18 protein-coding genes and 1 tRNA gene are annotated in these 24,315 nt (G+C 40.3%); 15 read left to right on the plus strand and 4 right to left on the minus strand.

Annotated elements, in window-relative coordinates:
- Positions 1–107 precede the first annotated feature (107 nt).
- Positions 108–2,801, minus strand: coding sequence for a Lon protease family protein (locus tag LZP46_RS05430; RefSeq protein ID WP_442863542.1), 2,694 nt, complete (start codon positions 2,799–2,801; stop codon positions 108–110).
- A gap of 194 nt (positions 2,802–2,995) precedes the next feature.
- Here LZP46_RS05430 and LZP46_RS05435 point away from each other — a divergent pair, with 194 nt between their 5' ends.
- From LZP46_RS05435 to rpmE, 4 genes are all read left to right on the plus strand, one after another.
- Entirely contained in the window at positions 2,996–5,182 is a 2,187-nt protein-coding gene (locus tag LZP46_RS05435; protein WP_236094925.1) for an AmpG family muropeptide MFS transporter, read from the plus strand.
- A gap of 13 nt (positions 5,183–5,195) precedes the next feature.
- Entirely contained in the window at positions 5,196–5,597 is a 402-nt protein-coding gene (gene gloA, locus LZP46_RS05440; protein WP_236094926.1) for a lactoylglutathione lyase, read from the plus strand.
- A 188-nt stretch (positions 5,598–5,785) separates the two neighbouring features.
- Positions 5,786–6,784: a bile acid:sodium symporter family protein gene (locus LZP46_RS05445; RefSeq protein ID WP_230244253.1), complete on the plus strand. Its 999-nt coding sequence runs from the start codon at positions 5,786–5,788 to the stop codon at positions 6,782–6,784.
- Positions 6,785–6,987: 203 nt separating this feature from the next.
- Positions 6,988–7,212, plus strand: coding sequence for a 50S ribosomal protein L31 (rpmE, locus tag LZP46_RS05450; protein WP_004971624.1), 225 nt, complete (start codon positions 6,988–6,990; stop codon positions 7,210–7,212).
- A gap of 85 nt (positions 7,213–7,297) precedes the next feature.
- Here rpmE and LZP46_RS05455 read toward each other — a convergent pair whose 3' ends face one another.
- From LZP46_RS05455 to epmB, 3 genes are read right to left on the minus strand one after another with little or no spacing between them, the layout of a single operon-like run.
- Entirely contained in the window at positions 7,298–9,421 is a 2,124-nt protein-coding gene (locus LZP46_RS05455) for an EAL domain-containing protein (protein WP_236094927.1), read from the minus strand.
- The gene (locus LZP46_RS05460) at positions 9,403–11,148 is read right to left on the minus strand and encodes a GTPase (RefSeq protein WP_236094928.1); all 1,746 of its coding nucleotides are present in this window, start codon (positions 11,146–11,148) and stop codon (positions 9,403–9,405) included. The genes LZP46_RS05455 and LZP46_RS05460 overlap by 19 nt, the downstream gene beginning before the upstream one ends.
- Before the next feature lie 14 nt (positions 11,149–11,162).
- The gene (epmB, locus tag LZP46_RS05465) at positions 11,163–12,179 is read right to left on the minus strand and encodes an EF-P beta-lysylation protein EpmB (RefSeq protein ID WP_236094929.1); all 1,017 of its coding nucleotides are present in this window, start codon (positions 12,177–12,179) and stop codon (positions 11,163–11,165) included.
- Between the two features lie 314 nt (positions 12,180–12,493).
- On the opposite strand from epmB, the gene efp reads away from it, so the two are divergent.
- The 11 genes from efp (at position 12,494) to LZP46_RS05520 (ending at position 24,136) form a co-directional block, all read left to right on the plus strand.
- Positions 12,494–13,063, plus strand: coding sequence for an elongation factor P (gene efp / locus LZP46_RS05470; protein ID WP_004971615.1), 570 nt, complete (start codon positions 12,494–12,496; stop codon positions 13,061–13,063).
- A gap of 577 nt (positions 13,064–13,640) precedes the next feature.
- Entirely contained in the window at positions 13,641–15,740 is a 2,100-nt protein-coding gene (locus LZP46_RS05475) for a carbon starvation CstA family protein (protein ID WP_236094930.1), read from the plus strand.
- A gap of 10 nt (positions 15,741–15,750) precedes the next feature.
- Positions 15,751–16,056 (plus strand): YbdD/YjiX family protein, encoded by a 306-nt coding sequence (locus tag LZP46_RS05480; protein WP_019837636.1) that lies wholly within the window; start codon positions 15,751–15,753, stop codon positions 16,054–16,056.
- A 188-nt stretch (positions 16,057–16,244) separates the two neighbouring features.
- A complete protein-coding gene (locus LZP46_RS05485) occupies positions 16,245–17,171 on the plus strand; it encodes an AAA family ATPase (protein WP_236095179.1) in 927 nt (308 codons plus the stop codon).
- A gap of 7 nt (positions 17,172–17,178) precedes the next feature.
- Positions 17,179–18,087: a DUF58 domain-containing protein gene (locus LZP46_RS05490; protein WP_236094931.1), complete on the plus strand. Its 909-nt coding sequence runs from the start codon at positions 17,179–17,181 to the stop codon at positions 18,085–18,087.
- A 5-nt stretch (positions 18,088–18,092) separates the two neighbouring features.
- A complete protein-coding gene (locus tag LZP46_RS05495; RefSeq protein WP_236094932.1) occupies positions 18,093–20,120 on the plus strand; it encodes a transglutaminase family protein in 2,028 nt (675 codons plus the stop codon).
- A 32-nt stretch (positions 20,121–20,152) separates the two neighbouring features.
- A tRNA-Val gene (locus LZP46_RS05500) sits at positions 20,153–20,229 on the plus strand.
- 273 nt (positions 20,230–20,502) lie between these two features.
- Positions 20,503–20,991, plus strand: a complete 489-nt coding sequence (locus tag LZP46_RS05505; protein WP_442863543.1) for an ABC transporter permease — start codon at positions 20,503–20,505, stop codon at positions 20,989–20,991.
- Positions 20,992–21,107: 116 nt separating this feature from the next.
- Positions 21,108–21,287: a hypothetical protein gene (locus LZP46_RS05510; RefSeq protein ID WP_236094933.1), complete on the plus strand. Its 180-nt coding sequence runs from the start codon at positions 21,108–21,110 to the stop codon at positions 21,285–21,287.
- Positions 21,288–21,703: 416 nt separating this feature from the next.
- Positions 21,704–23,026 carry an NCS2 family permease gene (locus LZP46_RS05515; protein WP_178318482.1) on the plus strand — a complete coding sequence of 441 codons (1,323 nt, stop codon included), beginning with the start codon at positions 21,704–21,706 and terminating at the stop codon, positions 23,024–23,026.
- Between the two features lie 96 nt (positions 23,027–23,122).
- Positions 23,123–24,136: an adenosine deaminase gene (locus tag LZP46_RS05520; RefSeq protein ID WP_236094934.1), complete on the plus strand. Its 1,014-nt coding sequence runs from the start codon at positions 23,123–23,125 to the stop codon at positions 24,134–24,136.
- The last annotated feature ends 179 nt before the right edge of the window (positions 24,137–24,315 follow it).

The raw sequence follows: 24,315 nt of genomic DNA on the forward strand, positions 1-24,315 counted from the left end.
CACACTAGACCAAAGTCATCCATACAAAAAAGTTGATATAAAAAAAGCGCCTTGGCGCTTTTTTTATATCTGGAATCCACTTGAATAGCTGATTTGAATCACTGCACTTAGTTTACCGCAGTACTTTCAGTTGCAAGTTCAGCAGTTTCAGCCGACTCAGCAGTGACTTCATCAGAAGTTGCCGCATCAGATGGTTCAGCCGATTTCTGTTTTTTCTTGGCTTTTTGCGCTTTGTCCTTTTTCTCTGGGTCTTTTTTGTCCTTTTCTTTCTTGGACTTTTTCATTTTCTTTGGCTCTTCTTCAATTTCAGCACCATCTTCAATGGCTTGCCAATACTCAAGTTGTTCCATCACTGCAGCGTAAATTGAACCTTTACTGTAACGTCCTTTTTTAGTGAGTTTACCCACAGGACGCGCCATTAAAATTTCTAAGGCTTGGTCAATGGTATCAATGGCGTGAATGTGGAACTGACCTTGTTCTACCGCTTCAATCACATCTTTACGCAACATAAGGTGCTGCATATTTTGACGTGGAATAATCACGCCTTGCTTGCCAGTTAAACCTTGCAGTTTGCAGGCATCAAAGAAACCTTCAATTTTTGCATTCACGCCACCAATTGGCTGTACTTGACCAAGTTGGTTCATGGAGCCTGTAATGGCCCAAGATTGGTCAATAGGTAGTTGGCTGATTGCAGAAATCAAAGCAGAAAGCTCTGCCACTGTTGCACTGTCACCATCAACCTGACCATAATTTTGCTCAAAGGCAAGGGCAGCAGAAAAATGTAAAATTTGCTCACGGCCAAAATGTGCTTTGAGGAAACTGGCCATCAACAACACGCCTTTGGCATGTAAAGAACCGCCAAGTTCAACACTGCGTTCAATATCTAAAATATCGCCGCCGCCTTGATAGACTGAGGCGGTTAAGCGCGAAGGTAAGCCAAACTCGACATCGGCATAGTGAATGACCGACAGGGCATTAATTTGACCTAAACGATGTCCGCGAGTTTCTATTAACTGCGTACCGCGTGATAAATCTTGCCAGTACAGTTCTCTTAAATAGCCTAAGCGATATTTGCGATGATCCAGTGCGGTATTGATATGCTGTTCGGAAACCGTTTTATCGCCCGCCTGTGCCGCATGGTGATGCGATTCACGAATTAAATCCCCCAAGGTGAGGGCATGTAAGGAGAGTGAGCTTTGATCTTCAGCTTGACGGCTTGAGTCAGTAAGTAAAGCCGCCAAAGCAGAACGGTCAAATGGTAATAATTTGTCAGATTGCACATAGTCGGCAATCAGCTGCATATATGCCTGCTCGTTTTCGTCATTACGTTGTAATGTATCGGTAAAGTCGGCACGGATTTTAAACACGCTGCCAAGTTCGGGTTCTAGCTCTAATATTTCATAATAAATTTCAGGCTCTGCCAGTAAAATCACTTTAATATTTAGTGGAATGGCTTGTGGTTCAATTGAAATGCTGCCTGTTAAAGTTAGCATGTGTTCCAAAGATGAAAGTTTCAATTGCCCCGATTTTAAAGCGCGTTTCAGTCCTTGCCATGCATAAGGCTGTTCCAGTAACTGCTCTGCTTCGAGCATCAAAAAGCCGCCATTGGCTTTATGTAAGCTACCTGCACGAATTAAGGTAAAGTCAGTGGTGATGGTGCCATTTTGCGTGAGTTGTTCTACATGCCCCAATAAATTGTAATGGGTTGGAAAATCTTCAAAAATAACAGGTACACCGCTGTTGGGTTTGTGCGTCACAATAATATTGGCTTGGTAGCGCGCAGGAATACGGCTAAAGGTGCCAGGACGGAAATCATCTTCTTCCTGTTCTAAAACAAACTCGACATTATTAATAATATCTTCGGCATAGTATTGTAAATATTCAGTCAAACCTTCGACACTAGGATATTTATTTTGAATAATATCAATGCGTGGCATTACCACTTGTTTGGCAATATCACGGTTCAGGTCTTGTACTTTGTCACGTGCGTCATCTTCTAAATCGCCTAAATGCAAACCCAAACGCTCCAGTTTTTTATTCATATAACGAATATTGGACGCAATTTCTGCACGGGTTTTGCTGTCCAAGGCGTTAATATCTTCCTTAGACATTTCCTGCATTTTGTCATATTTCAGATGCATGGGTACAAAGCAATGTTCATCTTCCTGCGCAATCAGTTTTAAATCGAGTTCTTCACCTTCACTGGTCAGCTCAATTAAGGCTTGTTGCTGTTCATCACCTGCTTGCTGACGAATCATTTCAATGCGGTTGTGATAGGTTTCTGCGGTAAAGCGACGTTCGAGTTGCTTTAAAATAGTTTGCCAAGTTTGATGTAACAAACTTTGAAATTTAGGCGCTTGACCTGCAGGCAGTTGCAAGGCAATCGGTTGGCGCGGGTGTTTGAAATTATTGACATAAACCCAGTCATTCGGTGTGGGCATGCTCTTGGCATGTTGCTGCAGCAAACGCTTGACCATGGTACGTTTGCCCAATCCCGCCGTACCCACTGCAAAAATATTGTAGCCAGAATATGGCAGGGAAATACCTGCTTCCACCGAAGCGCGTGCCCGATCTTGTCCTAAAAAATTATTCAGCGGTTTAATGCGTCGGGTCGAAGCGGGAATGTTATCGTAATTTGGAATATGGGTTAGTTGTGTTGCTTTGAGTCGTGTATTTTCTAAAGTCGTTTGTATTTCGCTTTGTTCAAAGGCAGAGCTGAGAAGCGGTTGTTGTTCATCTTGCGCTGCTGTTGTTGTGTTGGTTGTCATTGATGGGGTGATTTGATCAAGTCTTTGGGTCACTGTAGAAATCCAAAACGAAATATTGCAGTTAGAAGTTTAAAGGTATACAGGTTTAAGCGGAAAATTCAAGCTAAGCCGTAATTTTTACTACAAAATGACAAGGCTGTTGTGGATAATTTCATAAATACTGTTGAAACAGAAGCTATTCCGCGATTGAATAACAACAATTTGACTTGATAGAAAATAATAATCGAATGACCACACAACAGACTGGGCAAACTTCAGCACAAAATACAGGGTGGAAAGCAGCATTTACGGCATTTTTAGACCGTCGTGCGCTGATCATGCTGTTTTTGGGCTTCTCTGCAGGTATTCCAATTTTACTGATTTTTTCCAGTCTATCTTTGTGGTTGGGCGAAGCAGGCATTGACAAAAGTGCGGTCACTTTCTTTAGTTGGGCTGCTCTAGGTTATTCCTTTAAATTTGTTTGGGCACCATTGATTGATGAATTACCCGTACCCTATTTAACCAAAAAACTAGGGCGACGTCGGGCATGGCTGCTCATTGCTCAATGTTTAATAGTCTGTGCAATTGCAGTCATGGCATTTTCTGACCCAGCTTTGGGGCAGGCACATTTATATCAAATGGCATTGGGTGCAGTATTACTAGGCTTTTCTGCAGCCACGCAAGACATTGTGATTGATGCTTACCGTATCGAATTGGCTGAAACTCAAATGCAAACCGTGTTGGCATCGACTTATAACGCGGGCTATCGCATTGGGATGATTGTTGCAGGGGCAGGTGCTTTATTTTTGGCTGCATCTTTAGGTACTGCTAAAGGCAACTATATTTATAGTGCATGGAAAATTACTTATTTGGCGATGGCTGCGGTGATGCTGATTGGCATTATCACGACTTTGGTGATTCGTGAACCGCAAGTGAATCGGGTCAGCAAGCATTATCAACGACGCGACTATTTTCGTCTGGTTACGGTGTTTTTTGTTGCGGTATTCAGTTTTGTATTGTGCTACGTCTTTTCGGGTAATTTTACCGAAGCCTTAAAACAACAATTCCAACTCAAAGATGCATTTTTATTATTTTCTATAGAAGCTTTACGTTTTATTGCATCGGGTGCGGCTGCTGTAGGCATGGGCACAATTTTGGTCAAATTGGGCGCAGTCAATAAACAGATGGCATTTGAAACATGGGTGCATCCTGTTGCAGATTTCTTTAAACGCTACGGCATGAAACTGGCACTGGTGTTATTACTCTTGATTGGTTTTTATCGAGTTTCAGACATTATTGCAGGTGTAATTTCCAATGTGTTCTATCAGGATTTGAACTTTAGCAAAGAACAAATTGCCGAAGCGGTTAAGGTTTATGGGGTCATTTTCAGTTTAGTGGGTGGCTTCTTGGGCGGTTTACTGGCACAGCGTATGAACATTATGAAATTAATGTTTGTTGGCGCGGTGTTGGCATCATCCACCAATCTTATTTTTATTGGTCTGGTGAAGTCAGGACAGCAACTGAGCGATGTGCAAGTTTCTGTGGGGCAGCAACAATATCAAACCCAGGCCGATGAAGTTGGATATTGGAAAGTGGCTGTGCCTAGTCAGGTTTTAGCAACACAGGATGAAATTCAGGTACGTGCGCAATACCAAACGGGCGATACGCCGTCACGTTTAGTGTCGATGCCGTATTTGCACCAAACTGAGATTGAAACTGCACAACTCCAGTTTTTACCACTGACTTCGGATAATCGTATTAGCGAAAATGAAGCCAGCAACAGTATTGTCGTACGTGGGCAATATGCAGGGCCTGCCTTAACCGAACAGCAAAAAATTGTACTGCAGCTAGATGGTCAAAATTTTGATGCAAAACTAGATGCACAAGGAATTTTTACGGCAGCGATTGCAGGGCAGCTTTTGGCAGACTCACCAAGTAAACAACTGCAAGCCGTATTATTGAATAGACAGCAAACAGTACAACAACACAGCCAAACCTATCAGGTCGATTTAAACACACATGAAGCCAATGCTTTGGATGTAGATATACAACCTTTGCCGATCGTTCAATCATCTTCAAACAATATGGTTGAAATTCAGGGCAAGGTGATTAAGCCATATAGCACAGCATGGTTATATTTTGCGATTATTGTCGATAACTTGGCTTCAGGTTTGGCAGGTGCAGCTTTTATTGCTTTTTTATCGAGTTTAACCAGTGTATCATTTACAGCAGTGCAATATGCAATTTTTAGCTCACTTATGACCCTGACCCCTAAGATTTTAGGCGGCTATTCGGGTACTATTGTGACGAATATTGGTTATCCAAACTTTTTCCTTATGACCACTTTAATCGGAATACCTATTCTAATTTTAGTGGTGTGGGTAGCGAAACTGTTACGTGAGCATCAACACATACAAGCAAAACCGATTGAATAAAAGGATGAATGTCATGCGCATGCTGCATACCATGCTACGTGTTGGTAATTTAGAGCAATCATTAAAATTTTATACAGAAGTTTTAGGTATGACTTTGCTCCGTAAGCGTGATTACGAAGAAGGTCGTTTTACGCTTGCTTTTGTAGGTTATGGCGATGAAGAAAATCATACCGTTTTGGAGTTGACCCATAACTGGGATACAGAAAGTTATGATTTGGGTAATGGCTATGGTCATATTGCAATTGGGGTAGACGATGCCTACAAAGCATGTGAAGAAATTAAAGCACGTGGTGGTAAGGTGGTACGTGAAGCAGGACCAATGAAAGGTGGTGTAACGGTCATTGCCTTTGTTGAAGACCCAGATGGTTATAAAGTTGAACTGATTCAGCAAGATCAGAACGCACGCAATAATTAAGTCTTTATCTGTGAAGCAGTAAAAACCAAACGTTTATTACACAATAAACTGCATATTGTTCAGTATTCATTTTAAAAATATTGAACATCACCTTAAAATGCTCGCTTTTTGAATAGAGCTCAGTAATATACCTTTATCGAAAGGTAAAAATTACTGGGCTTTTTTTGCAACAGTAAAAGATACAGGATGTGTTTATGTTGAAGTTATTGGCATTGGACCGTTTTACCATTCTTTTGTTTGTGATGGTGATCCTCGCCAGTGTCGTGCCTGTGTCAGGGCAGGCTGCCGAAGTTTTTAGTGTGATTACAACGGTTGCCATTGCAATTTTGTTCTTTTTGCATGGGGCGAAATTATCACGTGAAGCCGTAATTCAAGGCATGATGCATTGGAAATTGCATGCGTTGGTGTTTACTTTTACTTTTGCGTTATTTCCGATTTTAGGTTTGCTAGCTAAGCCAATTTTAGTGCCAATTCTTGGGCAGGAGTTGTATTGGGGCTTTTTGTTCATGTGTTTTTTGCCTTCAACCGTGCAATCTTCAATTGCCTTTACTTCAGTGGCAAAAGGCAATGTTGCCAGCGCAGTCTGCAGTGCGTCTTTTTCTAATTTAATTGGGATGTTTATTACCCCGGTTTTAGTAGGAATCTTTATTTTAGGGCAGTCTGAGCACGGTTTTGACCCGACAAACTCGATTATTCAAATTACGTTATTGTTATTGGTGCCATTTATCTTGGGGCAATTATTACGTCCTTATGTTTTTCCACAGATGCTGAAATTGCCAAAATTGGTCAAGGTGTTTGATCAGGGTTCGATTTTGATGGTGGTTTATGGCGCATTTAGTGGGGCAGTGGTAGCAGGATTGTGGCATCAAGTCAGTGGCATGACTTTATTGCTGTTGATTATTGCCTGTTCCGTGTTATTGACCCTTGTGATGTGGTTGGCGTGGGTTGTACCGCAATGGTTGGGTTTTGCACGTGAAGATCAAATTGCCGCATTTTTTTGTAGCTCCAAAAAAACCTTGGCCAGTGGTGTACCAATGGCACAAATTTTATTTATTGGTCAGCCTTTGGGGATGATTGTTTTACCTATCATGATTTTCCATCAAATTCAGTTAATGGTGTGTGGCGTGATTGCCAATTATCTTGAGAAGCAACCAGATTCGACTGACCCGCAAGAATTAAATTCCTAAGAATAATTAGCTTTAAAATATTTTATTCCGTATAATATTGCCCAACTTGTTGTGCTTAGCTCTGACGGTATCCGTCTCGGTGGGCCAAAAGAATGGTCTGTTGTGGTGTTGGTCTGCTTTAAAGCATTTCCTCATTTTTGTTAATGAGAGTGACCAATTGCGATGACAGCTTAAGCCTTCTTAAATCTTAGGAGTAATCGACGATGCGCGCCGATATTCACCCAAAATATGAAAAATTAGTTGCAACTTGTTCTTGCGGTAACGTAATCGAAACTCGTTCAGCAGTTGGTAAAGAAACTCTTTATCTTGACGTATGTTCTGCATGCCACCCGTTCTACACTGGTAAGCAAAAGAATGTTGACACTGGCGGTCGTATCGACAAGTTCAAACAACGTTTTGCTGGTATGTCACGTTCTATCAAACGTTAATCTCCAGTACAAAAAAACGGGCAATTGCCCGTTTTTTTGTGCCTTAAATTTTAGGATCTACAAATAGACCCTAATGCACAAGACCTTATTGGTCTTGCACATCAATTAAATGATCGAGTTTTTTCTGGAAATAATCACCCTGAATAAAGCGTGCATCGACATTCCATGCATTTGCAAACAGATTCATATCATTTAAGTCACGTAATAACACTTCAATAGGTTTAATTTCACTATAAATGCTCAATTGTTCCTGCAATTCTTGAGTAGAGTTATCTGAAGCCAGTTTTTCAGTCAGTGCGCTGTGTAAGGTTAAATAGTGAATATCAACTTGTTTCAAGATGGATTCACTATAAATGGAATGACCAAAATCACGCAGAGAAATTTCAGCACCGTGTTGACCTAATAAACTGATTTGTTTCTGTGCATCACCTAAGTTTTGACTGATATCTTCTTCTGAGAATTGCAAAATTAATGGATGGCTGATGCGGCTACCAATAATCGTAATCAGTTTAGACACAAACTCAGGGAAGCTACGGTCTTGTAATAAAACAAATTTGTTTAAATTGACAATCAACTTTGCTTCAGGGTATTGGGTAATGAAATTGTGTAATTGTTTACAGGCTTCAACCAAAATCCAACGATCCAGTTTAATGGCTAATTCTGGGTCTTCTGCCAAGTCAATTAAGCCAGTCAGTGGTTGCCATTCACTATTGAAAATAAAGCCGCTGGTTACTTCGTAGGTATATAAGTTAGTATCTTGCTTGTCGTAAAGTTGTTGATACTTCAGATGAATTTCACCTCGATCTAGGCTTTGACGTATAGCAGCAATAATTGCTGATTCACTGTAGGATTGTGGTACAGCTGCAGCAGGTTCAATTACATTTAAATTAGATTCACCAAAGGATAATTCTAAGGCTAAACCTGAGTTATGTTGTTCTTGTGGTTTTGGTAATGCGTTTGCAAAACCTTGGCTAATCAGTTGTTCAAAATTGCTTTCATTTTGAATATCTTGAGTGAATGGCACATAACCAATACGTAAATTAAGCGGGTAAGTGTGTTGATCTACCGTGAGTAATTGGGGTTTCGTGAGTGAGTTTAAGCCAATCAGTTTTGATTCTAAAATTGTAGGCGATTCTGCTTGGAACAAACCAACGACTAAACCATTACTCACATTAAATAAAGGTACATTGGTCTGTTCTTTTAAAAAGTTTTTAATGTTGGCAAAGTAATTTTTTGTAGTTTGCCAGTCTGATTGGAAAATTGAATCTGGGCAGTTCGCCAACGAAAACACCACCAAAGCATTGGCACTAGAAGGCTGTTTGGCTAAAGTACGATTCACCAATTGGTAGGCGCTAGGCTTTGCCGCTGCTTTGTCTGCTGTAGTTTGAGTAGGGGCTGTATTATGCGCAGTATTTTCAATATCTATGGTGATTTGTATGGCGTCGTCAGCTGCTGCAACAAATTCAATTTTGAGTGGGTTTTGTTGTGCCAGAAGCGGGTTTTGGCTATGAATATCAAAATGGCCGTGTTCAAACTGTCCTTGACTGACTTTCTTAAAGCGGAATTTAAAATCTGTAATATCTTGGGGTTGCAATAAATCTAATAATGGCAAGCCAATAATGTCATCTTCACTTTTTAAACCAAATAGCTGTAAATATTCAGCATTGGCTTGTGCATGAATTCCTTCCTGAATAATTGCCACAGCTTTGCTACTGTCTTCGACTAGCGCCTGTGCTTGTGATTGCGCATTATCAAGTTCAGTCATAAGTTGTTCTTGTGACTGTTGTAAGCGACTAAAAGACAATGCGCGAATTAAGCCAAAATAGAAGCGTTCAGGATAATCTAAATTGATAATGTCATAGATGCCTTTGCGCACATAACTGGTATATTGTGTGGCATCGTAATCATCTGGTTTGAGTAACAGTAGCGGTAAATTCGGTTGCTGTGATGCACGAATTAAAGTAAGGGCCTGATCGACTTTTATGTCATAAGCACGACCAAAAATCACCAAATCCCAAGTTAAATGTAATTGTTTTTCAAAATTTTTTATGTCATCTAAGAGATAAGCCTGAACACGGTGCTCATTTGCAGTGAGTTGCTCACAAATTTGATTAAAACGTATTTGGTTGTCATCGATTATGAGTAAACGTGTTTCGGTACGTTTGAGCTTTTTAGATAATAATGGATTTCTCACTTTAATGCTTCCCATATATCGTGATTTTTAACTTCATTCACTTGTTTCTGAATAAAACCATCAATTAAAGGCTGTTGTTGATCATTTAACAACTCAAAATCAAAGCGAATAAAGCTTTGGGTAATCAGTAACGGTTTAATTAAGAACACTTTAAGTTCTTCTTCACCTAAACGTAATTGTATGGTTTTTTTATCACGTAATAATTGCAGATTTGGCAAAATCAACGTGTTATTGACTTCATCAACCTGTGTACTTTGTACCAATAATGTTGGATGATAATTTCCCGTATGTCGATCTGTTTTAATAAAAACAGAACAAGGATAAATATCTTGAGTTAAAATTTCTAAACCAACTTCTAAACTTTTTTCAGCTGATTGTTTAATCCAACGGATTACACCAGCACGCCACGGACTTTGGCTATTTTCCTGAACGAGAATAAATTCACCAGTTTTAAGGTTTTTTGGTGTTTCACCCGTCCATTTAATACGATAGCCATTGACACTAATATCTAAAACATCGGCATTGTGAATTTGTTTGGCTTGACGGTCTAAAGTTTTAACAGCGCTAATATCTACCGTAGAATTGGTATGCATGGCGTTGACAAACTGGCTTTCATTCTGGAATTGGTAGTTATCTCTCAAAGCCAATGTTTCATTGAAGTTTTTACCATTAGAGAGATAAAAATGTGCCACAGTTAACCCAAAGCAAATTTTAATTCGTGCCGAATATTCATAACGCTCATGCACACGTTCTGCCGTATTGGTCAAAATATTATGTAAGTGGAAATGTAAGGCAGGAGTTAAGAACAGTTTTTCATTGCGTGATAAATGTTCACCTTTACGACCTTGAGCTTCATTTAAATGATCAAGCAGGGATTGAGTTGCAATAAAAATGTTGGCATGAAAGCCTTGGCTTTGGTGCGTATTGTAAATAGGGGGATGATCTTTACTTGCATCGACCACGTAACGTGAAAATGTTGTTTCTTTGGGTAAAACTTGAATCAGTTTTGCCCAGTCAAAGCTACAAAGATATAAACCTTGAATTTCAGTAGGTCGAATTTGATGGGTATTGAAAATTTCCAATAAAATCAGCTGTGCATATGCTTGTGCAATATTAATCAGTTGATGTTGTGTACCTTGTAACTGATTAATATTGTTTAAATAATAATGTTGTTGAATTGCAGTATCTAAAAGTTGATGTGCAATCAACCACTGATTTGGCAAGGCGGGGCTATAAAGCATGTGTTGTTGATAGCGCAGTAGAGCCAATTGCTGTAAAGCATAATAGCTAGATAGAACTCGTGCAGTTTGTAAATTCTTCTTTAAATTAAAGGCAAATAAAGAAAACTTTTGTTGAGAGAGTTGTTGGTGACTGCGTCGGGAAATATCAATATACACTTTGGCGAAGTGACTGCGTAATAACAGCGCGAGTTCAACAATATGATCGTTGCGGTCATTACTAATTAAGGCCTGATTGAAAAAATGCTTTTCTAGGCTGGTGAGTACATTTTCAAGTGTTGGATGAATAGCTTGAATTAAGTCAAAACGTAATGTTTCCTGACATTTCAGTTGTGAAATTTCTAACAGTGCATTAAACAGGGCTTGGGAAGAGTCACCCAATTGTAAAATGGATAAATCCGTTGCCCATGCTTGAATGCTTTTAACCGTATTTTGACAAAAACTCAATTGCTCCAGCTTTAGTTCGCTGCGAACTAGAAAAAGATCTGAAGTATTTATATTCATGATTATTATTTAACTCAATAAGTTGAAACCCCAAAAAGCGGTGTCTTGTTTTTTTCGCCCGCAATTTCCCTAACGAGTTTAGGAACTAAATAGCCAGGTAAGTTCGCTAAAAGCTCTTTATAGATGTGATCAATGTCTTGCGGCATTAAATCAAAATGATGCGCTCCTTTTACTTTATCTAACACGTGTAAATAATAAGGCATCACCCCCGCATCAAAAAGACGATAGCTTAAATCGACCAAGACCTGAGCAGAATTATTGACCCCATTTAATAAAACTGCTTGATTCAGAACGGTGAAATTTTGCTCGACTAACTTGGTGAGTTGCGAACACGTAAAGTCATCTAATTCTGATGCGTGATTCGAGTGTACCACTAGAATAATACGCAGCCTACTGTTTTTTAGTAAGGAAATCAGCGATTCATCGATACGGTTGGGAATAACAATCGGAACTCGTGAGTGAATTCTCAAAAATTTTAATTGCGGAATAGATGCTAAGCGTTCAATCCAGATATTCAATTTACGATTTGACAAAGTGAGTGGGTCACCACCACTTAAAATCACTTCATTAATATCGGGCTGACTTTCAATATAATTACGGATATTGTCCCAATCTTCAGTTTTTGGCAGGTTTTCTTGATAAGGAAAGTGTCTTCGGAAACAATAACGGCAATGCACGGCGCAAGCACCAGTCAGGGTGAGCAAAAAGCGTGATTTATATTTGTGTAAGACTCCAGGTTGTTGATTGGCTTGTTCCTCACCCAAAGGGTCGGTGACAAATCCGGGATGATCTTCAAGTTCTAAATGATGCGGCAAAACTTGTAATAGCAAGGGATCGAGCGGATTGCCTTTTTGCATTTTGGCAACAAATGCTCGCGGGGTACGCAATTTAAACTGATTTGATGCCAGTAATGCACCTGACAGCAACTGCTGTTCAGACAACTCTAAAAGATTTAACAATTCGCGTGGGTCGGTGATCAAGTCACTGAGTTGAGATTGCCAGTTTTGTTCTTGGTACAGGTAATTGATCATGCCAGAAAAGTTTTAAATATAAGGTGAAATGAACCAAGCACACATCTGTATAGCCTAGAAGAATTCTGTGTTTATTGAGCGTGAATGCCGTGAATGATTAGATCGCTTTGAATCAGAATCATTATAAAACAGCTGATTTTACCGATATCTTGAGGCGATCGGTAGTGGATTTTCATTGCTTCGTTATGGCTTGCTCATTTACAATACGTCCGATGAAAAAAAAGATGTTGCAAGATGGCGAGCATCGCAAAGCTGCGTTGGTCATTTGCTTGTAACATATATAGTTAAGTTAGTCAGTTTGGAGTGTGCCAGTCATGGCCTATTATTCTACGAATGATTTCAAGTCAGGCCTTAAGGTTATGCTTGATGGTAACCCATGTTCAATCATGGAAAATGAATATGTAAAGCCAGGTAAAGGTCAAGCGTTTAACCGCGTAAAACTTCGTAACCTTCGTTCTGGTAAAGTTTTAGAAAAAACATTTAAGTCTGGTGATTCATTAGAAGCAGCTGACATTGTAGAAGTAGAAATGGAATATCTCTACAACGATGGCGAAATGTGGAACTTTATGGATCCTGTATCTTTTGAGCAAATAGCTGCTGATAAAACCGCAATGGGTGATGCTGCAAAATGGTTAAAAGATGATTCAAACGAAAAATGTACCATTATGTTGTTTAATGGCGTACCTTTAACAGTAAACGCACCAAACTTCGTAGTATTAAAAATCGTTGAAACTGATCCGGGTGTACGTGGTGATACTTCTGGCGGTGGCGGTAAACCAGCGAAATTAGAAACAGGTGCAGTAGTACGTGTTCCATTATTCGTTCAGCAAGAAGAAAGCGTTCGTGTAGATACTCGTACAGGTGAATACCTAGAACGCGCATAATGATTTATTGATAAATCATAAGTAAAAGAGGGGGATGATTCGCGTCATCCCCCTTTTTTGTTGATTTGATTATGTGGTAAAAGAATAGGTGAAAAGTATAGGAAACTGTTGGTGCTCCATTTAAGTGTACGGTAGCGCACACTATGGATGTAAGGGCAGCAGACATCAAAATAAAAGGAGCAGGATCAACCAAGGATTTAGGAATTAAAGCAAGGGTCTGTAGACATTTCATAAATGGCTTGCGCTGTAGGCTAAAACTGAGCAGATCAGGCATGAAACGCAGGGAATAGCGAGACTATTGCCAAGTTTCATAACGCAATCTGAGAAAGTTTTAGCCACAGCCTTAGCAAAAACAAGCACTGCTTTGTTTGCAGTGCAAGGCGCAGCGAAGGACAAGCATATTTTTTTGCTGCTATTTCGTTATGAGTCAGTCATTTAGAATGACTAAATTTCCTGCCTCATGCCTTATATCAGTTAAAAAATATGCGTAGTCGCAAACATAGACGAAGTGTCTACAGCCCCTAAATCTCGACAATAAAAGTAACGCTTAAAAAATGTAACAAGAAGAGAGATTGAAATGGAATCTGTTCAGCCGAAGTCAACTCTGACTTCAAAAATTATATGGCTTTTGGTCGCCATATTGGGTGCAGTATCTTTTGGGATATTGGCAGTCAGTAGAGGCGAACACGTCAATGCAGTCTGGTTAGTTTTAGCTGCGGTCTGTGTCTATAGCATTGCATACCGCTTCTACAGTTTATTTATTGCCACCAAAGTATTCGAGTTAAATGAGCGACGCTTAACACCCGCACATCGTCTAGCAGATGGTCTAGATTATGTTCCCACCAATAAAAGTGTATTGTTTGGTCATCACTTTGCCGCAATTGCAGGCGCAGGCCCTTTAGTTGGACCTATTCTTGCAGCACAAATGGGCTATTTACCCGGCACCATCTGGCTTTTGGTTGGAGTGGTGTTGGCTGGTGCAGTGCAAGACTTTTTGGTTTTGTTTATTTCTACACGTCGTGATGGGCGTTCTCTGGGAGAAATGGCAAAGCAAGAGCTGGGTTCATTTGCTGGCGTGATTGTCATGCTAGGTGCGCTGGGCGTGATGGTGATCATTCTCGCTGTACTCGCCTTGGTTGTTGTGAAAGCTTTAACCAATAGTCCGTGGGGCGTATTTAGTATCGCGGCCACTATCCCAATTGCGATTTTCATGGGCATTTACATGCGTTTTATTCGCCCAGGGAAAATTGCTGAGGTTTCCATTATCGGTTTTGTACTGATGATGTTAGGTATTATTTATGGTGAAAATGTTGCGCAGCATCCAACCTGGGGACCTTTGTTTACATTAAGTGGCACAGAATTAACGTGGTGTTTAATTGCCTACGGTTTTATTGCTTCAGTTTTGCCAGTGTGGTTGTTATTGGCGCCACGTGATTATTTATCGACCTTCTTAAAAATTGGTGTTATTGCAGGTTTGGCTGTGGGGATTGTGTTTGCAATGCCTGAAATGAAGATGCCTGCGGTGACCCATTTTATTGATGGTACAGGACCAGTATTTGCGGGTTCAATGTTCCCATTCTTATTTATTACCATTGCCTGCGGTGCGATTTCAGGCTTCCACGCCTTAGTTTCTTCAGGTACGACGCCAAAACTGGTCAATAACGAAAAAGACATTCGGATGATTGGCTATGGCGGCATGTTGATGGAGTCTTTCGTGGCAATCATGGCGATGATTTGTGCCACGGTGCTAGACCCAGGCGTGTACTTTGCTATTAACGCACCCACTGCAGTTTTAGGTACAACGGTGGAAAGTGCGGCAGAAGCGGTACGAAATTTAGGCTTTGTGGTGACTCCTGAAACTTTAACCATTTTGGCAAAAGAAGTGGGCGAAAGCTCGATTCTGTCACGTACGGGCGGTGCGCCAACTTTTGCGATTGGTATGGCACATATCATCACCGAGATTTTTAATAACCGCTCGATGATGGCGTTCTGGTATCACTTTGCCATTCTATTTGAAGCTTTATTTATTTTAACTGCGGTAGATGCAGGTACACGTGCTTGCCGTTTCATGGTGCAAGATACTGTGGGGATTGTTATTCCTGTGGTGAAAAATTCTCATAACTTCTTTGGTAACTTGCTTGGCACGGCAGTCGCAGTGGCAGGTTGGGGCTTTTTCGTCTATCAAGGGGTGGTCGATCCTTTAGGCGGTATTAACAGTTTATGGCCGCTGTTTGGTATTGGTAACCAAATTTTGGCAGCAATGGCGCTCATTTTAGGTACAGTGATTTTGTTTAAAATGAAAAAAGAAAAATATGTTTGGGTGACGATTATCCCAACCGTATTCTTGTTCATTACTTCCATGACCGCAGGCTGGCAAAAGATTTTCCACGAAAATCCAAAAATTGGTTTCTTGGCGCAAGCAGATCGTTTCAGTGCCGCAATTCAACGCAATGAAATTTTAGCACCTGCTAAAACAGTCACCGAAATGCAAACCATTGTGATGTCGAATCAAATTAACGCCGTGTTATGTGCATTCTTTATGATTGTGGCATTTGTGATGTTGTTCGCTGCTATTAGGGTAATTCGCCGTGCATTGGCAAGCCCAACGCCAACTGTACATGAAGCCGAAGCGATTTATCGTGATCCTGAAACTATTCAGCCAAATAGCAGTCATTAGGAGTCAGCACATGATTAAGCTGAAATTTGCCCAACAGGGCAAAACAGTGATTTACAACATCATTAAAATGACCATCATGTCGCAAAAGGATTTGATTTTGAATCCGAAAAACTGGTCGCGTATCGCTACTTTGTGGCAGCGTTTGCAACAAAGTTTTCGTTTAATGGTTGGTGTACCGGATTATCAGAACTATTTGGAACACATGCGTAAGCATCATCCAGATTTAGAAGCCATGGATGCGAAGACTTTTTATCGTTACTGTGTCGATGCGCGTTATCCATCGGCAAAAGGTGGTTTGAAAAAGTGTCCGTGTTAATCCCGCATCAGGATGGAAATGTATAGAGATATGGGCTGTTTAAAACTTACTTTTTTAGGCAGCTTAGAATATCTTTAGGATTTCTTTGGAAATTTAGAAAAACGGTGTATGTTTAAACATGCGCCGTTTTTTTGGGGATAAGGGGATTTACTGTGATTTGGGGTACAGAAAAAGTTCAAAAACAACAACTGACGCAAGCGCATCAACAGCTCAATGCACAGATTGAATCTTATGCGGGTAAAATTCAGGCTTTTTTGACTGAAATTAACACCATTATTTTAGATAAAGAACAGCAGACCAAATTGGCGTTAAGTTGTTTGTTGGCGGGCGGGCATGTGCTTTTTGAAGATTTACCCGGATTAGGCAAAACCACCTTATCGAGTGCTTTATCGCACTTGGCGGGTCTGCAATTTCAGCGCATTCAGTTTACCAATGACATGCTGGCCAGTGATGTGATTGGCGTGAATATGTTTAATCAAAAAGAACATCAATTTGAGTTTAAGCAAGGCCCTATTTTTACCCAAATTTTATTGGCAGATGAAATTAACCGTTGTTCGCCTAAAACCCAAAGTGCCTTGTTGGAAGCGATGGAAGAAGGCGCGGTTACGGTGGATGGTGTGCGTTATAGCTTGCCGCAACCTTTTTGGGTGATTGCCACACAAAATCCACTGTTTCAAAGTGGTACTTATGCGCTGCCAGAATCACAGCTTGATCGTTTTTTAATGCGTCTGTCTTTGGGTTATCCATCGCGTTTTGCTGAAAAAATGTTGCTGCAACAAAACTCCAGACATGCGCTGATTGCCAGTTTGGCCCATATTTTTACTGAAACAGAAATTTTAAATTTACAGCAATTGGTCACAGAAATTTATGTGTCAGATACCGCGCTAGACTACTTACTCGACTTAGCCGCAGAAACCCGTAAAGCGCGTCACGGATTATCTACCCGTGGTGTTTTGGCACTAAAAAAAGCAGCGCAAGCACATGCTCTAATTGAGCAACGCAGTTTTGTCACTGCCGATGATATTCAAGCGGTATTTGTGGCAGTTGCCGCACATCGTATTGGATTGAGTGAGGCAGAAACTTTGCATGTGATGCAACAGGTTAAAGTGAGTTAGTACACGCATGTTTAAGCAGGCATGGCAAAACTGGATCAAGACACGTTTTAAGTTTGATCGACACAAAACCTTAAAACAAAAAGATATTTTGGTTTTTATTTACCAACAGGGTTATCTGTATTTAGTGCTGATTTTAATCACGTTTATTGCAGGTGTGAATTATGGCAATAACCTGATTTTAGGCTTTTGCTTTTTGATCAGTGCCATTTTATGTATCAGTTTTTATTTGACCTTTAAGCAGTTGCATGAATTAGAAATTGAAATTGTGACCACCGAAGTTGGGCAAGTAGGTGAAGTGTTGCAATTACAATTGCATTTCAAACAAGAGGTCGCGCAGGCACGTTATTTATGGATTAAAGCCAATCATCAATTAGAAAAGGTTCTCATCCAAGACACCCAGCAGCAGTATGTATTGACATTTTTTGCGGAGCAACGTGGGCAGTTTAATTTCCCTCATTTACACATTTATTCGGTTTATCCTTTTGGCTTGGTACGTGCGTGGACTTATTTGAATTTGACACGTACCGCGTGGGTTGCGCCCAAAGCCGCCATGTATAGCGCAGAGAATAAACAGCATCAACACAGCTTTCAACCTGATTTAGACGAGTTTCGTGAGCTGCGTGATTTTCAATTGGGCGATTCTTTGCAAGCTGTGTCGTGGAAGCAAGCGGCACGAGGGCAAGGCTTATATGTGAAAGTTTTTGAACAATATCAGGATCAACAGAGTATCGACATTCACTATGAACACATGCCTGCACCGACCCACGAAGAAAAACTAAGTTTGATGATGGGTTTGGCCGAACAATGTGAACAACAACAGTTGAATTATGCGATGTTTTTGCCGCATGCGACCCTTGAAAAAGGCGTAGGCGAGCGGCAGTTGAAACAGGCAAAAATTCTTTTGGCACAGGCTTGATGATCATGCACAATTCGATTCAGCAATCTATTCTGCTTAGCCTGATTTTAATTTTGGCTGCTCACATGCTGTTTAGTCCTGTGGCATTGAGTGTTATTATCGCCATCATGTTGTTGCTGTTGTATCGTCACTATAAAAAGAAGACAGTGCATATTTCTAAAATTTTGACTTATGGATTGACCTGCTGTGCCTTAGTCAGCATTTATCTGAGTTATCAAAGCCTGATAGGCATAGAGGCAGGGGTTGCCTTATTAAGCACCTTTTTGTTTGCCAAAGCTTTAGAAAGTCATACCCAACGCGACCTGATTATTTTATTTAATTTTGCACTCTTTGTGAGTGCGAGTTCATTTTTATACAGCCAAAGCATGTGGATGACCGTGTTGGTCATTCTATGTTTGATCAGCTGTTTAATTGGATTATATCGAATTCAAAAAAGCGCATTTGCACATTATGCGTTGCGTCATTCGAGCAGGCAAGATGCAAAGCATGACCTTAAAAATGTCGCCAAGTTTATCGCATACGCTTTGCCATTCTTTTTATTATTGTTTTTATTCTTTCCACGTTTACCGCCATTGTGGCATGTACCTATTCCTGATGCCAAAGGCGTGACAGGTATTAGTGACACAATGTCACCGGGCGATATTGCTGAATTATCACAATCTTCTGCTTTGGCATTTCGTATTGTGGGGGATATGCAGCAACTGCCGCCACGCTCAAAACTATATTGGCGGGCGATGGTACTAGATCAATATGATGGTCGTACATGGACAAGCAATTTTAGCAATCAACAACCCGTTCAGGCAGCACAATTACAGCCAGAGCAAGTCGATTTTCAGTATCAATACATTGCAGCAGATCCACGTGTCCAATGGATTATGGCATTGGAAAAATCTGTACCAAATCAGCAGGGATATATATTGCGCCGTGATTGGAGTATGGTGCCGCAGCGTCAAAATGGTCGGATTCAACCCATTGCTTTGCAGTGGGTTGGGGAATCCGCACATATTCAAGGGGATGATGCACAGAACGAGCGTTATCGACGCTTTAGCCAACGTTTAAATGTTCAGGTGCAGACGCAATCTGACCCAAAAGCTCAGCAATTTGCCCTGCAGATGTTTGCCCAAAGTCAGCAACAACCCGAACGCTACGTGAAGAATATATTGCAGTGGTATCGCAATAATGGCTTTAGTTATACCTTAAAACCTGGAACGCTCGGACAAAATCGAGTCGATGAGTTTTTGTTTCAGAGTAAGCAAGGTTTTTGTGAACATTATGCCTCAAGTTTTGCCTTACTGATGCGCTATGTTGGGATTCCAGCGCGTGTAGTCGTGGGATATCAGGGTGGGGAACTTGCACCCGATGGACAAAGCTGGGAAGTACGACAGCAAGATGCACATGCTTGGACAGAAGTGTTGCTCAATCAACAATGGGTGCGTATAGATCCGACAGCCATCATTGCGCCTCAACGTATAGATGATGGCATGCAAAACCTAATGGCAGATGATCGAGCCGTTTTAGGTACTAACACACAAATGTGGCAATACCAACATTCTAATTTTATTCGCTCTTTACGGGTGTGGAGTGATTATGCGAGTTATCAATGGCAAAGTAAGGTCGTGGGTTATGATGCCGAGTCACAGCGTCACTGGTTTGGACGCTTAGGGTTACATTCTAACTATGCTTTAGCAGCAGTATTGGTTTCAAGTATTCTCATGATCTTAGCAGGTTATTTTGGCTGGATTTTTTGGAAAAAACGTCAGCAAGGTTTTCGTGTGAATCGTGCCTTAAACAAATTTTCTAAAAGATTGCCCGCTCAGTTGCAAAAACAAGATGCAGAAACAGTGAGTGTGTGGATGCAGCGTTTAGCAGCGCAGGTAGATGCAAATGAGCAAGAGGCATTTAAGCGTTTAGGCGTGTGTTATCAACAATATACTTATGCGCCTGAACATGACCGTGTTTCAGAGCAGGTGTTTTTTGATTTGCTTAAAACTTGCGCGGATGTGCTGAAAAAACACAGAAAGGGCTTGTCTTAAAAACCAAAACTGAATATGATGCGAAACACTTTAGGCGTATAGCTCAGTTGGTTAGAGCGCTACGTTGACATCGTAGAGGTCTCCAGTTCGAGTCTGGATATGCCTACCAATACATTAAAATTATATGTTGTTACATAACTTCATATAAGTAATAAAGCTCTGAATTATAACGATTTAGGGCTTTTTTATTGCTTTTCTTAAAGATACATAAATTCGCTTATAGTTTAAAAATATGTACACAGTGGTATACACATGTAAGTTTTCGGCTTATTTTGCACTAATTGGTTTTTATTTTGCACTAGAGCTTTGAAGCCTCTTTCCACATTTCATTTGTGCACTGATTCGTGAGCGAGAACATGGCACCATTAAGCATTTAACGGTTATGCTAGTCACGGTTTTTGAAATTATGCTGGCAAAGGTTTTATCGATGAGCCTTGTGGTGCTTTTAGCAGCTTTTTTAGGCTTAAAAGTAGTGGTGCAGGGGGCATTACAGGTACCCATAGAAGGAAGTTTGCTGTTATTTTTCTTTGGAGCCTTGCTGACCTTATTTGCAACAACCTCAATGGGTATATATATGGCAACCGTGTCTAAATCGATGCCGCAATTCGGTTTGCTGATGATGCTTATTCTGATTCCCTTGCAAATGTTGTCTGGGGCAAGTACACCACGAGAAAGCATGCCAGAAATTATTCAAAATATCATGTTGATTGCAACGACAATGCATTTTGTAACATTGGCGCAAGCAATTTTATACCGAAATGCAGGATTGAATGTGGGCTGGTCTTCGTTTCTATGGTTAATCGCAATTGCAACAACATTTTTCTATGTATCTTGGAAACGTTTTAAAAATACCATTCATACAATGGCTTAATGTAATAGATTGAGTTTGATCGCTGAAGCACAAATTTTGACTGGGGCGTATTAAGAGTTACACCGCGCATAATTTTTGATACTATGTATTAAAATTGTTCACTAAAAGTAAATGACATGAAACACAATCTTGTACTAATTTTGGTGGTGTTGGTCGTTTTATTAGGTTATCTTGTTTACTTGGAAGAGCAAACGAGAAAGCAGGCAGAACTGAACCAAGTTTTGACAGAATCTGCAAATTTATCGCTAGAAAAAACAGAAGCGGCTACACCACAGATTTTGCAAGTCACAGAATAAACGAAGAAATTTCTAACATGCTGTCTGGTAATTGTTTTATTCATCACTCTTTTGTGTGGTTCACTTTATCGTAAAATTTTATCTTTAATTCAAAAAACTAGAATTTTTAAAAAATCCCTATGATATAATTTGCCAATTGAAACTGCTTCATCACAACTCAATCGTATTGCTTTTGAGTGTGATTGAAGTAAAAAAGATGAACAAAGCTGCATAAAATTTATGCGGCTTTTTTATTTAGCATTCTGAAATTTTGATTTTGATAAAATCAAATGCTTGATTGTGAATTAAGTTTATCTTTTTTGTGTAATTTTACATGCTTATTGGGCAAATCCATTGTTGCAACAAACACAGGCTTTTAAGTGCTGACTTAAAATTGCGTCATGCTGCAAATTCAGTTTATTTACAGGGGCTAGGTCATGACGACTCCTAATCCATCCTCAGCGGGAATGCTTGAGCGCTTATTCAAATTAAGCGAAAACAAGACTACATTCCGTACCGAGATTTTGGCGGGTGTAACCACCTTCTTAACTATGTGTTACATCATTATTGTCAATCCAATGATTTTATCTGAAACAGGAATGGATCATGGAGCTGTCTTTGTCGCCACCTGCTTAGCCGCAGCAATTGGCTGTTTGGTGATGGGGATTGTTGCTAATTACCCAATCGCACTGGCACCGGGCATGGGGCTAAATGCTTATTTCACTTACTCGGTGTGTTTAGGTATGGGAGTGCCTTGGCAAACGGCTTTGGCTGCAGTTTTTGTATCAGGGATTATCTTCATTGCCATTAGCATGTTTAAAATCCGTGAAGCAATAGTCAATGCCATTCCCATGTCATTAAAATTAGCCATTGGCGGTGGTATTGGTTTATTCCTTGCTTTAATCGCACTTAAAAATGCAGGTGTTATTGTCGATAATCCTGCGACTTTGGTGGGCTTAGGTGACTTAAAACAACCCACTGTACTTTTAGCGCTATTGGGGTTTTTAATGGTGGTGGTGATGCATCACTTTAAAGTGCGTGGTGCAATTATCATCAGTATTTTGGTGCTAACTGCGATTTCAACAGCTTTAGGTCTAAGCGAATTTAAAGGAGTGGTTGGTGAAATTCCATCTATTGCACCTACTTTTATGCAGATGGACTTTGAAGGTCTATTTACAGCAAGTTTAATTGGTGTAATTTTCGTATTTTTCTTGGTCGATTTATTTGACTCTACAGGCACTTTAGTGGGTGTTTCACACCGCGCAGGCTTGTTACAAGATGGTAAATTACCTCGTTTGAAAAAAGCGCTTTTTGCCGACTCTTCTGCCATTGTAGCAGGTGCGGCATTGGGTACATCTTCAACAACGCCGTATATTGAATCATCTGCAGGTGTTGCTGCGGGTGGTCGTACTGGTTTAACCGCAGTGATTGTTGGCTTGTTGTTTATTGCCTGTTTATTTCTGGCGCCGCTCGCGCAATCGGTACCTGGTTTTGCAACAGCACCTGCCTTGTTATTTGTGGGTGTATTGATGATTCAGGGCATTGTGCATATTGATTGGGATGACATTACCGAAGCAGTACCTGCCTTCTTAACCCTCGTGTTCATGCCATTTACCTATTCTATTGCCGATGGCATCGCCATGGGCTTTATTAGCTATGCGCTGATTAAACTACTCACAGGCAAAGCGAAATCTGTACCTTATATGGTTTGGATTATTGCTGCACTTTGGGCATTAAAATTTGCCATGTTTGGCGGTTAATATTTTAAACGGAAAAGGGGTGTAAACTCAGTTTGCACCCTTTTTTATTTTGATCAATTTTGAAACTCTCCCATTCAATAGCAAAAAGGACAGAACATGAATCAACTTGAGCTTATCCGAGCATTACCTAAAGCAGAACTGCATGTGCATATTGAAGGTACTTTTGAACCAGAATTGATGTTTGCTATTGCGCAGCGCAATCAAATTGACATCCCTTATCAGTCTGTAGAAGAAGTCAAACAAGCCTATAATTTTCATAACTTGCAGTCTTTTTTAGATATTTATTATGCAGGCGCACAAGTGTTGGTGCATGAGCAAGATTTTTACGATTTGGCTTGGGCGTATTTTGAAAAATGTGCTGAAGACCGTGTGGTACATACCGAAATATTTTTTGACCCGCAAACCCATACCGAGCGTGGTGTGGCATTTGCAACCGTGATTAATGGTTTACAACGTGCTTGCGATGATGCGCAAACACAATTAGGCATCAGTTCACATTTAATTATGTGTTTCTTGCGTCATTTAAGTGAAGATGCTGCATTTGTTACGCTAGAAGAGGCTTTACCTTATAAAGATCAAATTATTGCAGTAGGTTTAGATTCAAGCGAAGTCGGGCATCCACCTTCAAAGTTTGAGCGTGTCTTTGCTAAAGCGCGTGAAGCAGGATTTTTGGTCGTTGCTCATGCGGGCGAAGAAGGGCCTGCTGAATATGTATGGGAAGCATTAGATTTACTGGAAGTAAACCGTATTGATCACGGTGTGCGTTCTGAAGAAGACCCTGTGTTAATGCAGCGTTTAATTACAGAAAAAATTTCGCTCACGGTCTGCCCATTGAGTAATTTAAAGCTGTGTGTGGTGGATGACATGGCACAGCACAATATTCGTCGTCTGTTGCAGCAGGGTGTTAAAGTGACCGTCAATTCAGATGACCCAGCTTATTTTGGTGGCTATATGAATGATAACTTTGTTGCAATTAGCCAAGCTTTAGATTTAAGCAATGCTGAATTAAAACAATTGGCGATCAATTCTTTTGAAGCATCATTTATTTCGGTTGAAGAAAAACAAAAATGGATTGATAAAATTCAGACATTGCAGGCAAGCATCCACTAAACACATCTTATGCACTTGTCTTCTAAGCCTAAATTTAATCCTCACTTAAATACCCAAGTGAGGATTTAAATATATGTCTACAAATAACCAGACAGCTATTATTTTTCATGCGAAAAACGAAGGCCATACCCTGCTGAATTTAAACAGCTAATTGTTCAGGCTTGTAAAGCAGTGAACGT

This window comes from Acinetobacter sp. SCLZS86 (genome assembly GCF_021560715.1).
In the GTDB taxonomy this organism is placed as follows: domain Bacteria; phylum Pseudomonadota; class Gammaproteobacteria; order Pseudomonadales; family Moraxellaceae; genus Acinetobacter; species Acinetobacter towneri_A.

Coding starts and splice junctions, on each gene's coding strand:
- LZP46_RS05435 (WP_236094925.1), top strand. CDS start 2,996: ATGACCACACAACAGACTGGGCAAACTTCAGCACAAAATACAGGGTGG.
- LZP46_RS05460 (WP_236094928.1), bottom strand. CDS start 11,148: ATGAATATAAATACTTCAGATCTTTTTCTAGTTCGCAGCGAACTAAAG.
- LZP46_RS05490 (WP_236094931.1), top strand. CDS start 17,179: ATGTTTAAGCAGGCATGGCAAAACTGGATCAAGACACGTTTTAAGTTT.
- LZP46_RS05475 (WP_236094930.1), top strand. CDS start 13,641: ATGGAATCTGTTCAGCCGAAGTCAACTCTGACTTCAAAAATTATATGG.
- LZP46_RS05515 (WP_178318482.1), top strand. CDS start 21,704: ATGACGACTCCTAATCCATCCTCAGCGGGAATGCTTGAGCGCTTATTC.
- LZP46_RS05495 (WP_236094932.1), top strand. CDS start 18,093: ATGCACAATTCGATTCAGCAATCTATTCTGCTTAGCCTGATTTTAATT.
- LZP46_RS05455 (WP_236094927.1), bottom strand. CDS start 9,421: ATGGGAAGCATTAAAGTGAGAAATCCATTATTATCTAAAAAGCTCAAA.
- LZP46_RS05510 (WP_236094933.1), top strand. CDS start 21,108: ATGAAACACAATCTTGTACTAATTTTGGTGGTGTTGGTCGTTTTATTA.
- efp (WP_004971615.1), top strand. CDS start 12,494: ATGGCCTATTATTCTACGAATGATTTCAAGTCAGGCCTTAAGGTTATG.
- epmB (WP_236094929.1), bottom strand. CDS start 12,179: ATGATCAATTACCTGTACCAAGAACAAAACTGGCAATCTCAACTCAGT.
- LZP46_RS05480 (WP_019837636.1), top strand. CDS start 15,751: ATGATTAAGCTGAAATTTGCCCAACAGGGCAAAACAGTGATTTACAAC.
- LZP46_RS05520 (WP_236094934.1), top strand. CDS start 23,123: ATGAATCAACTTGAGCTTATCCGAGCATTACCTAAAGCAGAACTGCAT.
- gloA (WP_236094926.1), top strand. CDS start 5,196: ATGCGCATGCTGCATACCATGCTACGTGTTGGTAATTTAGAGCAATCA.
- LZP46_RS05505 (WP_442863543.1), top strand. CDS start 20,503: ATGCTAGTCACGGTTTTTGAAATTATGCTGGCAAAGGTTTTATCGATG.
- rpmE (WP_004971624.1), top strand. CDS start 6,988: ATGCGCGCCGATATTCACCCAAAATATGAAAAATTAGTTGCAACTTGT.